Raw genomic sequence first — 15,488 nt, 5'->3', positions numbered from 1 at the left:
TAGCCGTTACATTTCGACATCTTCTTTCACGATATTTTTACGCTTAAATACAGGTAAAGCGGTAATAATGATGGCGATAATCGAGATAGTTAGAATCGTTCCTGAAATTGGGCGTGTGAAGAATCCTAAAATATTTCCATTAAAGATTGTCAAAGACTGAATTAATGTACTTTCTAATATTTTACCTAGTACAAAAGCTAGAATAATAGGCGCTAAAGGTATATCCACTTTTTTTAGTAAATAGCCAATAATTCCAAATACAAACATTATACCTACATCATATAAACTGTTATTCAAGCTATACGTTCCAACGATAATAATCATCATGATGACTGGAAAGAGAATTTTAAATGGTACCATTGTAATTTTCGCCCAAACGTTTGCTAATGGTAAATTTAATAAAAGTAAAATAGCATTCCCGATAAATAAACTTGCAATGATGGCCCAAACAAATTCTGGTTCTTTTTGGAACAAAGTCGGACCTGGTGTTAACCCGTGCATGATCAGCGCCCCTAAAAGAACGGCTATTGTTGGTGAACTTGGAATACCCAGCGTAAATAGTGGAATTAATGCCCCACCACTATAAGCATTATTAGCTGTTTCTGGACCTGCAACTCCTTCTAAAGCACCTTTACCAAAACGGGAAGGATCTTTTGCAACTTTCTTCTCCATTGAATAACTTAAGACCGTTGGAATAACCGAATTCGTACCAGGAATCAGACCTATTAAAAATCCTAATATACTCCCACGACCAATTGAGTTTAATGTTGGCTTCCACTCATCTTTTCTCGGTAATAAACGCTCTATTTTTGCCGGTTGTTCAGCCTTCTTACCCATACGTTCCTCTGCGCTAATAAATAGTTCAGATAATCCGTATAGCCCCATCGCAACGCAAATAAAATCGATTCCACTAGCTAAATTGGTTTGGCCAAACGTAAAACGCATAATGCCCGTACTTTGATCGATCCCAATAAATGCAATCATTAAGCCAAATAAAGCCGCAATTAAACCTTTAATTAAAGACTTACCCATTAAGCCAATCAATAACGACATCCCCATAAAAACTAACGCAAAAAACTCGGGAGGTCCAAAATTTAGTGCAAACTTTGAAAGGGTAGGTCCTAATAATATTAATCCAATAATGGCCACACACCCACCAATAAAAGAGCCAATCGCAGAAATCCCAAGCGCTACACCAGCTCGTCCCTGCTTTGCTAATGGATGACCGTCAAAGCATGTTACAAGTGATGCCGCTTCACCTGGTGTGTTAATTAAAACAGAAGTTATGGTCCCACCATACATTGAACCATAGTAAATACCTGCTAGCATAATGATGGCCGATATCGGTTCTAAACTAAACGTTAATGGTAGTAAGATGGCCGTTCCCGCAGTAGGTCCTAAACCAGGTAATACACCAATAAACATCCCAAACGTAACGCCAATGAAACAATAAAATAAGTTAGTCCAAGTTAGTGCTTCCGCAAAACCACCCATCAGAAATTGGAATGAATCCATGTCAATCCCTCCTTACCAACCATACTCGTTTACCGGTAATGGCACACCCAATAATGTACCGAAAATAAAAAATACAATGAATGTCACTACAAAGGATAATCCTACTGCCTTATACAACTTAAAACCTCTAGAAAATAATAGAGTTAACATAATAACGCTACTCACATTAAATCCAACATAAGGTATTATGATAATGAACACGATAACAGCAACGAAGCTAACCAATACGTTGATTAAACCTTCTCCTTTAGGCATGGCATCAACTATCGAAATGAAATCTTTGTGAATCGATTGAATGAAACAAATTATTAATAGAATAATAATTATGCCGCTAGTCCATCTAGGTAAAAAGCCAGGACCTGGTCCATAAGCACTGTAATAAGGAAGCGATAAAGACTGCCAATAAATGATTCCACTAATGATTAGAAGTAACAGTGCTACATAAATATTTAAGTTTTTCAATAAAATCCCCCCCTAGCAAGAGAATAATAAAGGATGAGTTCTGCTCATCCTTTATGACAAATCTTAAGCCTACCAGTTTAATAAATCCTTAATATCATCGATTCCTGCTTCTTCTAATTGTAGTTCTTCCAAGTAATCATCATGATTTAAATAGTTAACCGTTAAGCCGGATTCTTTCATAATCTCTGCCTGTTCAACATTGTTAATGGCCTTTTCAAAAGCATTTCTTAAAGTTTCTAATTTTTCTGGATCTACACCTTTAGGTGCAGCATAACCTCGAGATGACCATGACACAACATCCTCATACCCTGCTTCAGCAAGTGTTGGCACATCTGGTAATAATTCAGAACGCTGATTGTCCATCACTGCAAGAACTTTAATCTCTTTATCATTGTAAAGTGTAGTAACATCGCCAACATTTGCAAACAATACATCAACATGTCCACCTAAAATGGCCGTAATACTTTCTCCGGCACCGCCATTATGCACTGCATTAAACTGTGTATTAAAATTCTTGTTTAACTTTAGTGATGCAATATGATCATCACCTAAAACACCAGTGGAAGTTGTAGTTGTTGGATTATTCTTTGCATACTCAAAGACATCTTCAATTGAGTTAAAACGATCATCATCCTTATTAACCGCTATTACACCAGGGTCCGTAATATGATTGGCAATCAAGTCAAAACTTTCTAGACTTTGCTGACGATTTGTTGCTGGATCCATATAGCCAGTCATTAGATTAGGAGTGTTAATTAAAGCAATTGTATTACCATCTGGCTCTTCATTAAGTAGTTGCTCCCAACCTACCCAACCACCAGCACCCGGCTTATTTTCGACTACGACAGGTACACCAAGTTCTTTTTCTACATATGTCATTAACGTTCTCGCACCAATATCTGAACTTCCACCTGCAGAATAAGAAACGATTACTTTTATAGGTCCGTTTGGATATTTCCCACTAGATTCTCCACCACTAACAGCTACTTGTTCACCTTCTTGTGTATTACTACATCCAACCAAAAACAACAATACAAATAAAATCCCCAGTCCGAACTTTTTGAACCTCAACATCTATCCCATCCCCTTTTATCGTATACTTTAATAGATTGTTACGTTCTTTTTAACAAGCTCTGAATCGACCCAATCCCGGTCCCAATTTAGATTTTCAATATCTTTCATAGTTTGCTGTTCTTGTGCTAGTTTATTTTTTGCTTGCGTTAGTAAGACAGGTGCATCTTGAGGTTGAATTACAACAACACCATCTTGGTCGCCAACAATAATATCCCCCGGTCTTACCACAAGACCTCCACAAACAACTGGCACATTAATTTCGCCTGGTCCGTCTTTATATGGGCCATTCGGAGAAATCCCCGCAGCATATACCGGGAAATTAATCTTTGCGATAGAGTCCGAATCACGAATGGCACCATCGATAATGAAACCACCTAACCCTTTCTTCTTCGCCCATAGCACCATTAACTCTCCAATTATCGCATTCGTTAAATCACCTTGTGCATCAACGAGTAAAATATCCCCTTCTTTTGCCAAATCAATGGCTTTATGGACCAATAAATTATCACCAGGTCTCGTTTTAATGGTAAATGCTGAACCGATTAACGGTACATGATTAATAGGTTTTATTTTTGAATTCATGCAGTACATACGGTTCATATTATCCGCAATAACAGAAGTAGGGATCCCTTTAAAAGACTCCATTATCTCTTGTTCCGGACGTTCAAACTTTGTATAAATTCTCATTCCGATATTTCCCATAGTAGTTCCCCCTTTAGATATGAACAACACCCAACGGTTCCTGTGACATTTTTACTCTAGCAATATTATCAAGTGAAATTTTTAATACTGACTCTAATGCCTCCCTAGAGCCACCCGCAATATGTGGGGTAGCAATTACATTGTCTAACTTTAAGAGTGGATTTTCCGGTTCGACTGGCTCTTTTGACCAAGAATCAATCGCTGCTCCTAGTAAACGCTTACAAAGTAAAGCATCGTATAGGGCTCCCTCATCAATAATGTTCCCTCTCGCAACATTTACGATAATTGCAGTTGGTTTGACTTTTTCTAATTGTTCTTTGCCAATTAAATGATAAGTAGTAGGCATTAACGGAACATGTAGGGAAATAATGTCTGATTTTGCCATCAATTCATCTAATGACACATATCTTATATTCATTTTTTTCTCTAATTCTGTAGGTAACCGATAAACATCGTAATAAATAATTTCCGTACCGAATGACTTAGATAATTCTGACACTTTTTTACCTATGTTACCCATTCCTATGATTCCATGCGTTTTTCCACGTAATTCAAAATTACTTGCCCGATACTCCCACATTCTCCACTCTCCTTTTTTTGTGAGAGAATCATAGAAATTAACTTTCCTTAATAGATTTAAAATTAGGGCAATCGTCAATTCAACCACACTATTTGTATTAATCCCTGGTGTATTTGCAACGATGATTCCTTTTTCATTCGCTACCTTTATATCAATATTATCGTATCCGCTTCCAGTTTTCTGAATTAGTTTCAAATTAGGAGAACGATTGATCATCTCCGCTGTAATTGGATAAGAGGCTGTAATAAAATATTTTGCATGGAGCAATGCATCTTCTTTAGCTTCATATGTTAATTTTTCCCAAAAAACAACATCAAAATTATCCAAATTATGACTAGAAAACGTATCGATTGTAAAAGGTAAAGGCTTTTCAAAATAAATAATTAAATCTCTCAAAATTTCACCCCATCTTTTGATTTCAGAATATTCGATATTTAAATCATAATTTAATAGACACAATTCTGTAAAATGATTATTATTGATATAAAATATCATGAAAATTGCTATTTAAGGGGTGATATTATCAATATTGAACTGATAAACACGTTTATTCAGGTTATTCGATTGGGGACAATCAGTGAAGCAGCAAAAGAGTTAAATGTAGTTCAAACTACAGTAAGCCAAAGAATTCAATTATTGGAAAGGGATTTACAAATTCAGTTATTTGAACGAAGTAGGGGTCAAAAAAGAGTGTTACTAACACCGTTAGGTGAGGAATTTTCAAAAATTGCAGAGGAATGGCATAGGCTACACCTTGAGGCACTACAGTTACATAATCATCATTCACATATCTTACTAAAAGTCGGAGGAATCGACAGTGCTATTCAATTCATACTCCCGCCAATTTTTAAAAAGATCGCGGGTCGTAACAAAAATATTACACTAAATATCGATACACTACATTCCTGGAATCTATATGATGAAATTGAAAGAAAAAATATTGATATTGCATTTTCACTGCTCAATCGATCTCACCAAAAAGTAGTCGTTGAAAAATATTTTTCTTCACCGATGGTATTTATTCAACACGAACTAAATTGTAATAATCCGAAGAAGTTTGTGCATCCAAAAGAACTGGATTCAAATAACGAATTATTTATGCCCTTTAGTATCGACTATCAAACATGGCATAAGTACTGGTGGGATCCAAATAATACACATCCAATTCGACTAGATAGTATTCGAGTATTACTGGAGCTAATTTCGGGTCCTGACAAATGGGCAATCGTACCATTAGCGATAGCGAATGAAGCAAAAAAAATTGTGCCAATTGAAATCTTCCCTTTAGAGACACCAGCTCCAGATTATATTTTATATAAACTAACCCATCGAAATCCAACAACACTAAAAGCAAAAGGAATTGAAATATTCGAGAATATATTTAAAGATATCTATAGAGATTTAATATAGGCGGGATAAAGCAACAGGTGGCTGTACAAATTCCAAGGAAATGGGCAGTCACCTGCTTATTGGTCCACTCAGAATTTAACTTATATGGCACTAGCCCTAAATAAAACCTACCAAGAAAGATGGGTTATTTTCGAGCAGTCTATGAAGTACATACATTCCACCCATGATAGCCTTCAAAGGCACTATCAAGGGCATTCATGGATATGCTGGATTATTTACTTTGTAAAGGCTTATAACAAATCCAGCGTTCTAAATTTATGTTTGCTAACCGCCTCTTTTGAAGACGGACTTCTATATTCCCCCTTTCCCACAAAAAGTTATGGGACTCAGCGGTAAGGTTAATCATAAAAAAAACTATAATATCAGTGGAGATGGATGTTATCTTTTTGAATGCATATTTTTACCGATGCTTTTTTACCTTTTAAATAACCACCGGGAACATTATCAACAGTAAAACAGCAATTACTTAACATTCTGCTCCTTTTCATGAAGAAAAAGCACAATTCTAGCTACAGAATTGCGCCTGAACAGTTGCAGTTAGCAGTCAATGAACGTATTGAGCATATCATGAAATTTTATCAATTTGATATAGAGTTAAAAGAATGTTATTCTACAATCTGGCCCGATTGTTGAATAAGCTACTCCACAATGTTTCTTCGTATTGTTCAATAAAAATTTTTATAGTGATAAACAATTGCAAAACAATTATCATACGATTTAACAAAAATGCATACTAAGGACACCACGTGGCAAACTAAAATCATGGAGGTGTATATAGTGAGTAACAGCCCGAAGAAAAATTTAAGTGGAAACGTTAGTGATGAGCAAGCAGTAAGGAAGAATTTATCAAGTGAGTTTGATCATGAACTTGCAAACGAACCCTTGACACCGGCAGAGAGACATAATAATAAGAAAACTAAAAAGCGCCAATGAGTTAAAATGACGCTTAGATCTTGAAAGGTCAAGAATTACATTACCTATTACGTGTATCGTCTTTAATAAGTTATCAGGATGATACAACAAGCCCCCATCTTTAGTAAGGTGGGGATTATTTGACGCTTACAATAATACATACGCACAATCTCTTTCCGATGATTTCGTATTATATTTAAACGAGAAGGGTGAAAATACTTGTTATCCGAAAGAAAACGATTTGTAAATTTTCGATATACACGCAATCTTTCTTTAACTAAACTAACCCGATAGTTTAAGTACATTACTTCACATAAAGCACTTTCCTTTTTCAAGAAAAGCGCCCGATTGTTGAATATCATATTTAACTAAAACCCATGTAATTGAAGTTATAGCAATAAAAAATGCAAATTTACAGCGTTAATAAATTGTTTCCAAATACAGGTATTTATTTAGATAATACCCCTATAACGTTTTCTACAAAATCTTGAAAATTCTTATTGTAGCAATGTTTATAACGTTGACTTTGAAAAGCAGCATTTATTACAAAATCAACTCCAAACCAAAGAATAGCAATAAAGGTACTAAACTAAACGAATCGGTTTTGGTGAGTCCTTTTTAGTTCCCAAAGTATTTATAACATGAAAATTTACAAAGGTAATTTCTTATCACGAATTTCTAGTTGAATCTGTTTAACAAATGCCTCAATCAATAATGTATTTAATCCATCCTGTTTATACGCTCGTACAGTTACAGTCTCATTTTGCTGTTCTTGATCACCTAATACAAGTATATACGGAATTTTTTGCATTTGCGCATCCCGAATTTTACGACCAAGCTTTTCGTTACGTTTATCTATATCTACTCTAATATTTGCTTGGCGTAACTGGGTTGTAACCTTTTCTATATAAGCTGTATGTGCGTCAGAAACGCCAATAACCTTTATTTGTTGTGGTGCTAACCATAGTGGGAATGCGCCGCCAAAATGTTCGATTAAAATACCTAAGAAGCGATCAATTGAACCAAATACAGCTCGATGGATTACAACTGGGCGTACTTTCTCATTGTCTTCATTAACATATGTTAAATCAAACTTCTCTGGTAGTTGGAAATCTAGCTGTACCGTTGCACATTGGTGACTACGTTTAATCGCATCTCGAATATGAATATCAATCTTCGGTCCGTAAAATGCCCCGTCTCCCTCATTAATTTTATAAGTGAAGCCGAGTCTTTTTAATACATTTTCAAGTGCTTCTTCAGCTTGATTCCATAAGTCAAGCTCCCCCATATAATCTTTTGGACGTGTCGATAACTCTACTTCATATTCAAAACCAAATACTTTATATACATGATCAATAATCTGTAAAGCTAGTGCAATTTCGTCTTCAATTTGTGCAGGTGTTACGAAAATATGTGCATCGTCCTGACAGAATGTACGTACGCGAAGTAGCCCATTTAATGCACCGCTAAATTCATGGCGATGTACTTGCCCAAACTCTGCCAAACGAATCGGTAAATCTCGATACGAATGCAAATTACTTTTATAAATCAGCATATGTCCTGGACAGTTCATCGGTTTTAAGGCAAATTTTTGCTCATCAACTTGTGTGAAGTACATATTTTCTTTGTAGTGCTGCCAGTGTCCTGATTGCTCCCAAAGACGTTGATTCATCATCAGTGGAGTACGTACTTCTTTGTAATCGTAAGTTGTTTGCAAATTGCGTAAAAAGTTTTCAAGTTCATTACGAATGATTTGCCCATTTGCTAAATAAAAAGGCATCCCGGGAGCCTCTTGAGAGAACATAAATAGCTCCAATTCTTTCCCTAGCTTTCGATGATTACGTTTTTCTGCTTCTTCAAGGAATATGAAATAATCTTGCATATCTTCTTTCGTTGCAAAGGCTACCCCATAAATGCGTTGTAGCATCTGATTATTACTATCGCCACGCCAATACGCACCTGAAATATTCATGAGCTTAAAGTGTTGCAATTTATTAGTAAATGACACATGTGGCCCTCTACATAAATCAACAAACTCACCTTGCTCATAAACTGTTACAAGTTCTTCTATTGGTATCGCTTCAAGTAGCTCTAACTTCAAGGAATCATGTGCAAAAATGTTAGCAGCTTCTTCTCGTGATACTTCCTTACGGACAACAGCAAAATTTTCATTCACGATTCTTTTCATTTCACGCTCAATGACAGGTAAATCCTCTGGCACGAGTGTATGATTCAATTCGATATCATAATAAAAACCATTTTCAATGACAGGACCAACGCCAAATTTTGCATCTGGATATAGTCGCTTTACTGCCTGTGCTAGTAAGTGTGCTGTTGAATGGCGAAGTACCGATAAGCCTTCTTTCGATGAAGCGTCATACAGTGAAATTTCAGCATCCACTAGAATCGGTCGTGTCAAATCGGTTGTCGTCGTATTTACACTTCCCGCAATTGTTTTTTTAGCTAAGCTCAGACTAATCGATTTGGCAATTTCGGTTAGGGTTACACCTTTGGCAAAACGCTTTTGCTCGCCATTTGGAAATTGAATTGTTACTTCTTGATTTGACATAAGTACCTCTCCTTTTCTTTTTTGGTAAATAAAAAAGCATATACTCATCCGCAAAGGGACGAATATATGCTTGAATACCCGTGGTTCCACCCAAATTCCTACTGCATGTAACACCAGTAGCTCATTGATACAGATAACGCCTGTAAACGTCACTAGTTTCCTAGCATAGCTCCAAGGGAGTAAATCGATTTGTCCAATCGGGAAACTTTCAGCCGGTGATTTCCCTCTCTTTTGACCTTCACTAAAACGATTCATATCCTTTTCATTGCTTTTTAAAATTGAAATTAGTAACTAATCTAACGCACTACCAAATTATTGTCAACACCTTATTCCTAGGAACTTACAGAGAATGTATTCCATATTTGTTGCTATTATTGGTTTTGTTCGCTTCGTAAATTTTCTTAAACTACCCCTGTAAGTAATAAATCCTCAGATTAAAAAGTTTGATTATTTTTCTACCTGTATTGCTCCACAATCTCGCCCGATTGTTGAATATCGTTATTCAACTAAAGCCCCCGTTAGTTGAAGAAATTCTAATTCTATTTTATACTTTTTTGATATTTACTATGTCCATCCGTTATACCAACAAGTTCAAATTCATTGCACTTATAAAAGTTATTTAATTTGACATTATCTGCAACACAATCTAACTTAAGAAATTCTTTATCAATTACATTGCCTTGTATCCAGGTCAAAATACTTTTACCTATACCTTTCTTCATATAAGCAGGAATTATTGCAAGTCTATGCAAATAAAGCGAATTTGAAGAAATATCACTTCCCCAAATATGCCTATCCCATTCACTTGGTTTAGATAATAATGTGAACGTAGCAACAATATCCTTATCTTTTAAAACAATGTATGTTTCTTGATTTATTATGGCTTGTTCAATCTCTTTATCATCACCACCATCTAATAGAAACCGCCATTGGTTTATATCATTATCTTTCATCCACTGAGCTATCTGCTTTAACATTTTTATAATTACTCTACTGTCGTGATTTGCTGCAATTTTTACTTCAAAACCTGCTCCATTAACCAAGTTTATTTTACCCCTCCATTTAGAATTAATATTTTTTTCAATACCTTATAAATTCAACAAACCACTTCAACAAACCTGCCTCTTTATTTTAAGAGAACCATTACTACACAATCCCCTTAGTTTTTACATAGTTTTCCTTAACTTCTTTAAAACGTTATTCAATTAAATGGCCCTTAATGAAAAATAATAGTAATAATAAACTTGTGCAATACCTATATTTGTTGAGTAACTATAGTGAGGATTAATAAAGTTTTATGAATGATCTTGGATAAAAAAGGCTAATTCAAATTCATTCTCAATTTTTTGCAAATAGAGATGACTTTGAATTAGCCCCAAGTTATTAATTTTAATTTTAGATGCAATTAATTAAAATGTATGCGCTAAGTCTTTTGCACGAGCAATTCCATTTTCTTTGATTTCTTGTGCTTTATCAGGCATAGCGTTATGTCCTTCGATAAATAGACCCTCAAAAGAAGGAATACCAAAGAAACTCATAATTACGCTTAAAAAGCGATGACCCATTTCTACATCAGCGGCTGGACCTTCTGAATAAACCCCTCCACGAGCTTGAATATGAAGGGCTTTTTTATCTGTTAATAGACCAACTGGACCTTGTTCAGTATATTTAAAAGTTTTCCCTGCAACTGCAATTGAGTCAATATAAGCTTTCATTACTGGTGGGAATGAAAAATTCCATAAAGGTGTTACAAAAACATATTTATCTCCTGAGATAAACTGTTCGCTTAATTCATTAAGACGTTCCACTTTTTCTTTTTCTTGTGCTGAAAGCTCCTCGAATCCTTTACCCGCTCGAAGTTTTCCCCATCCACTGAAAACATCTGTGTCAATATGAGGGATATTCTCTTTATATAAGTCAATATGAATAACTTCATCATTCGGATTTACTTCTTTATATGTCTCAATAAATGCTTTTCCTGCAGCCATACTGAAAGATTGTGTTTCATCATTAGGATGAGCAGTAATATATAATACTTTTGCCATCTTATTTCACCCTCTGTTTTATTATTTTCAGTTTTGTTTTAACCTACTATTTTTCAAGCTATAATACGTATGCAAAAAATTATTCTTTATCATTCCCGGTATAAAAATAAGGATTACCACCAATATTTGCTCGCATTTCATCTGTTATCTGAAAGGTTTCATTTGAATTAGGCTCGTTGTTTGAGATATCTTCAAACTGAACACTTCCGTCATAATGATTAGGTTTTTGTTCCAAATTTTTCACCTCCTATCGTGTTAATATTTAACTCTCTTTCAATATTTCATACATCAATTGGTTATTTTTATTTGATATCCCTTCCAAAATATAAAAAGCCTAATTTCTTAGTAGAAATTAGATATTAGCTGTTGCTTCACAATCTGGACATGAAATGAAACAAGCTGCATTCCTTAGAGAAACGCGCCCGATTGTTGAATAAGCTAGCGCATGATGTCTTCGAATTGTTCAGTAGGTGTTATGCTCTGACCGATAAAACGTGTTTGAATAATATAATATGAAAGCAGAAGTTTACGAGAGATTTCTACTTTCCTCCTTCATATTCTTTTAAGACATATATTTTGGTGGTTATGTTGGTGACCGCAGCCTTAAATATTTAGGCCTCCAAAAGATGGCTGTCTTCGTCAGACAGTCTCTTTTTATTGCCTGCATCCATCATTTTCTGAACATTATGGTTCATGTATGAAGATACGACTTTTAAAAATACTAACTAAAAAAAGCACAATTCCTTTTACAAGAATTGCGCCCGATTGTTGGATAAAGATTACTTTACTTTCTTTTCTAATTCAGCAAGTTTCTTGAATTTTTTATCATAACTTTGTCGTTGAATTAGATTGTTTAACCAAATTTTGCCCTTTCGAAATCCTCACTTTTTATAAATGTTTCAATGACTTTCTTAAAGTTGTCATGGTAATTAAAATTCTCATGCATCATTAGTTCAAGCCCTTGATGATAGCAATCCGAAGCTAAATTAAATTCTTTTGTTTTTGAATATAATATCCCCAAATAAATAAAACCACTTGATTTCTCTTCTTTGCTGAAATTTGGTTGTTTGGTAGACAAATTTAATATCCGGATTGCCTTTCTTCTCATGAATAAATGATCATAGGCATTTGCTCTATAAACATAATCCTCATACTTTCTTAATGGTTTGATTAGTGAAATTATACTTATTAAGATCAGTCCTTTATAAATTATTCTTTGTTCTATATTGTTCACTTTGTTGATAATATATATTTTCTTCTCAACTAAATAGCTCAAATAATAAAAAAGCCACAATTCTACTCAAGAAACGCGCCCGATTGTTGAATAAGACTTTATTCTATAGTGTCTAACAACTCTACATCCAAATTTTCGGTTTCTTTCCAATCAAAATATCTTTCTAAATGCCACTTATTTTTTAGCCTCACATAATTGTTACCTTCTATCCACTTATGTAAAATATTATATGACTCAATTATTTTACTATTGGGACCTTTATGCCTTAGACTAGCATATCTTTGAGGTGGTATTGTTAGAGTTACCATATCAGCTGGAATATCCTCATATGCTTTTACTACAACACAAACCCAGTAACCATCCTCATCAGAAGTTTCACTTTCAACAATAAATGCACCAAGGTGTTCGTTTGGATTAACAACTTGTTTGATTTCGCTGATACGCCTACCTAATTTTAATGCCATCTTGGGTATTTCAACTAAATATTGATCACCGGGGCATAAAACGCGAAAACCTACTAATCTTAATTCATCAAGCTCTTTAATAGTCTTATTTTGAATTGTTATTTCTGACACTTTAATCCCCCCTTATAGAATAATTTACAGTTTCTATAAATCATCGTTAATAACCTTCCAACTTAAACACACTGTTTATTTTTGATGTTTCACTGTAAATGTCCGAATTATCGATGGTGATATTCCGTAAGATGTCCTTTAATGAAAAATGAGCACTATTCTGTTTAAGTATAGCGCCCGATTGTTGAAGATCGTTATTCAACTATACGAAGCCCTCGTTAGTTGAAGTATAAATATTCACTGGTTGTCGTAGACTGTGGACTGCTATTGGGTACGTACCTTACAATCAATAGGAATAAAAATCCACGAGTTTATAAATTCGCGGATTTATTTTTTTTATATAAAAAATAATTGTATATGAAATCAAATATTGAAACGATATAGGCTGAACCAGCAAAAAATAATATAGCGGAATCGAAACTATAATAAATAAAGTCTTGTAAGTGTAGAAAAAGCAACCAAATAGTTGTAATGATAAAAAGAGTAATATCGTAAGCGATACTTAGTGGGCGTTTAATGTTTTTTAGAGCAAAATTAAAAACGATAATTCTAAAAAAAATAAATAGGAATAAACAATAAAAATAAGCGGTGGTAGCATAAATGATTGATGGCTGTAATGATTCTGGTATCGTCGGCATCAGTATAAACACCTCCCTTTAAAAAGTTCTATAAATAGTGTATCGATTAGAGTTGTTATAAAGTAGGAAACGAAAATTATTATTCTATAAGTGCTATAAATCTCACATAAAATTTTAACATCAATATTCAAATTCCTTTAGACGTTATTTAACAATCTGGTCCTATTGCTGCAAAAAGGCACAATTCTACTTAAGAATTGTGCCCTATTGTTGAATAAACAACTGCATAATGTCCACGTATTGTTCAGCATTATCTGAATTCAATATTTTCTTCTGTTTTACCTGAAATTAAATCTTTACTTTTCCCAATTCGTTTTTTACACTCAACACAATAGGCGATTTTACCGCCTATGTGGTTCAAATAGGTGTACATTTTTGTTTGATCTATGGCATAATCTCCTTTCTCTGTGTAATAAGTATAAGCTGTACCTGTAACGGTCTCCTTAATGTAAAAACCACTCTTTGCATTACAGTGAGGACAAACTATACTCATTTATCTTGCCTCCTTTACTGAACGAAATGGTTCTAATGTGCATCATTTTTTGCAACACTTTTTATTAGACATTAATACGCCTAATCTTGTTTTACAGTAAATGCTCATTCCATATTGTGATTCCTTATTGAACAAACCTGCCTCGTAGTTTAATTATATTTCTCACAACCCCTACTCAATTTTAACATAATTATCCAATTTTTCATTTTTGTTTTTTATTCAATTTAATGGCTATATAACGGAAAAAAGCGATCTTCTTATTAAAGAATCGCGCAACTACATAATATCTTCGAATTGTTCAGTAGTGTTATGCCCAAACCGATTTAGCGTGTTTGAATAACCTACTTTGAAAGTAGAAGTTAACTGTTGATTTCTACTTTCCTACTTTCATTTTCTTTCAAGACATATATTTTGGTGGTTATGATGGTGACCGCATCCGCAAAACTGCACCTATTGTTCGGTATATTCAACCAATAAAATAATAAATTGAATTATATAAAGAGTGCAAATCGAAATCCAAACGTTTGTTTTAAATGTCTTATTCTAGGGATTATAGTTATAAAAATAATGCCAATCCACATTCGGATTGGCACTATACTATTTCTAATATTCCATTCCGAATTTGCGCCCTGATTGCGGAAGAGTCTATGCAAATACCTATTACCAGGATATATAATCTAAAAATATGATTTATTAAGATTTCTTTATAGATAAGAACCCAGAAAGAAGAATCAAAGAATATGCCCATAATAACCAAGAACCAAATATTCGGTCAGTTTCTGGTTCCAGATTTACAAAAATATTTGAAAAGAAAATCAAAGCAATTGTATCAAGTAACATTCCAGGTAAAGCTATGAAAATAGCTGCTTTTAATTGTTGATAAGCATTTACATTTTTCCACCGATAAATAGGGAGAGTAAGGACTAATATTAAAGGAACAACAAGAATATAGGAAACAATTAATAAAACTGGATTATCGGGGGTAAAGAAAAATTGACCAGTCAACCTAAATATAGCAGAAGCACCTAACCAAACTAAAAATCCCCAAAATAGAAAAAACATCTTTTTTCACTCCAAACCACTTTTTAAATATTTCCCTTTAGCAAACTTGACCTTTAACTTAAATGTTCGATTCACTTTCTAGTAATTCCTTCTCTTATTCCAGAAAATGGCCCTTTAATGGAAAAACGCGATCTTCTTATTGAAGAATCGCGCCCGATTGTTGAAATATAGAATATGTAAACACATTTAATTGTTATCCGTAGTTAATTGCTCAAGA

Annotated in this window: 15 protein-coding genes; 2 read left to right on the top strand and 13 right to left on the bottom strand. The window is 34.2% G+C overall.

Annotated elements, in window-relative coordinates:
- Positions 1-6: 6 nt before the first annotated feature.
- The 5 genes from ACFQU5_RS11950 to ACFQU5_RS11930 all read right to left on the bottom strand — a co-directional run bounded on the left by ACFQU5_RS11950 (position 7) and on the right by ACFQU5_RS11930 (position 4,729).
- Positions 7-1,515 carry a tripartite tricarboxylate transporter permease gene (locus ACFQU5_RS11950; RefSeq protein ID WP_390288036.1) on the bottom strand — a complete coding sequence of 503 codons (1,509 nt, stop codon included), beginning with the start codon at positions 1,513-1,515 and terminating at the stop codon, positions 7-9.
- 12 nt (positions 1,516-1,527) lie between these two features.
- Complete coding sequence (locus ACFQU5_RS11945) at positions 1,528-1,977, bottom strand: tripartite tricarboxylate transporter TctB family protein (RefSeq protein WP_390288034.1); 450 nt, start codon at positions 1,975-1,977, stop codon at positions 1,528-1,530.
- A gap of 69 nt (positions 1,978-2,046) precedes the next feature.
- Entirely contained in the window at positions 2,047-3,051 is a 1,005-nt protein-coding gene (locus ACFQU5_RS11940; protein ID WP_390288032.1) for a tripartite tricarboxylate transporter substrate binding protein, read from the bottom strand.
- A 27-nt stretch (positions 3,052-3,078) separates the two neighbouring features.
- Positions 3,079-3,753 carry an RraA family protein gene (locus ACFQU5_RS11935; protein WP_390288030.1) on the bottom strand — a complete coding sequence of 225 codons (675 nt, stop codon included), beginning with the start codon at positions 3,751-3,753 and terminating at the stop codon, positions 3,079-3,081.
- A 13-nt stretch (positions 3,754-3,766) separates the two neighbouring features.
- A complete protein-coding gene (locus tag ACFQU5_RS11930; RefSeq protein WP_390288028.1) occupies positions 3,767-4,729 on the bottom strand; it encodes a 2-hydroxyacid dehydrogenase in 963 nt (320 codons plus the stop codon).
- 72 nt (positions 4,730-4,801) lie between these two features.
- On the opposite strand from ACFQU5_RS11930, the gene ACFQU5_RS11925 reads away from it, so the two are divergent.
- The gene (locus ACFQU5_RS11925; RefSeq protein ID WP_390288026.1) at positions 4,802-5,743 is read left to right on the top strand and encodes a LysR family transcriptional regulator; all 942 of its coding nucleotides are present in this window, start codon (positions 4,802-4,804) and stop codon (positions 5,741-5,743) included.
- A gap of 777 nt (positions 5,744-6,520) precedes the next feature.
- On the top strand, positions 6,521-6,676 hold the full coding sequence (gene sspO, locus ACFQU5_RS11920; RefSeq protein ID WP_390288024.1) for a small acid-soluble spore protein SspO: 156 nt from the start codon (positions 6,521-6,523) through the stop codon (positions 6,674-6,676).
- 628 nt (positions 6,677-7,304) lie between these two features.
- On the opposite strand, the gene thrS is transcribed toward sspO, so the two are convergent.
- The 8 genes from thrS to ACFQU5_RS11880 form a co-directional block, all read right to left on the bottom strand.
- Complete coding sequence (gene thrS / locus ACFQU5_RS11915) at positions 7,305-9,224, bottom strand: threonine--tRNA ligase (RefSeq protein WP_390288022.1); 1,920 nt, start codon at positions 9,222-9,224, stop codon at positions 7,305-7,307.
- A gap of 539 nt (positions 9,225-9,763) precedes the next feature.
- The gene (locus tag ACFQU5_RS11910) at positions 9,764-10,267 is read right to left on the bottom strand and encodes a GNAT family N-acetyltransferase (protein WP_390288020.1); all 504 of its coding nucleotides are present in this window, start codon (positions 10,265-10,267) and stop codon (positions 9,764-9,766) included.
- A gap of 366 nt (positions 10,268-10,633) precedes the next feature.
- Complete coding sequence (locus ACFQU5_RS11905) at positions 10,634-11,269, bottom strand: FMN-dependent NADH-azoreductase (RefSeq protein ID WP_390288017.1); 636 nt, start codon at positions 11,267-11,269, stop codon at positions 10,634-10,636.
- A 79-nt stretch (positions 11,270-11,348) separates the two neighbouring features.
- A complete protein-coding gene (locus ACFQU5_RS11900) occupies positions 11,349-11,504 on the bottom strand; it encodes a hypothetical protein (protein WP_390288016.1) in 156 nt (51 codons plus the stop codon).
- A 618-nt stretch (positions 11,505-12,122) separates the two neighbouring features.
- Entirely contained in the window at positions 12,123-12,347 is a 225-nt protein-coding gene (locus ACFQU5_RS11895) for a hypothetical protein (RefSeq protein WP_390288014.1), read from the bottom strand.
- Positions 12,348-12,601: 254 nt separating this feature from the next.
- Positions 12,602-13,078 (bottom strand): GyrI-like domain-containing protein, encoded by a 477-nt coding sequence (locus tag ACFQU5_RS11890; RefSeq protein WP_390288012.1) that lies wholly within the window; start codon positions 13,076-13,078, stop codon positions 12,602-12,604.
- 888 nt (positions 13,079-13,966) lie between these two features.
- Positions 13,967-14,209: a hypothetical protein gene (locus tag ACFQU5_RS11885; protein ID WP_390288010.1), complete on the bottom strand. Its 243-nt coding sequence runs from the start codon at positions 14,207-14,209 to the stop codon at positions 13,967-13,969.
- Between the two features lie 693 nt (positions 14,210-14,902).
- On the bottom strand, positions 14,903-15,271 hold the full coding sequence (locus ACFQU5_RS11880) for a DUF5367 domain-containing protein (protein ID WP_390288008.1): 369 nt from the start codon (positions 15,269-15,271) through the stop codon (positions 14,903-14,905).
- Between the last annotated feature and the right edge of the window lie 217 nt (positions 15,272-15,488).

It is taken from the genome of Ureibacillus sp. GCM10028918, assembly GCF_042666115.1.
Classification (GTDB): domain Bacteria; phylum Bacillota; class Bacilli; order Bacillales_A; family Planococcaceae; genus Ureibacillus.
This window is presented reverse-complemented; position numbering and strand designations above follow the sequence as displayed.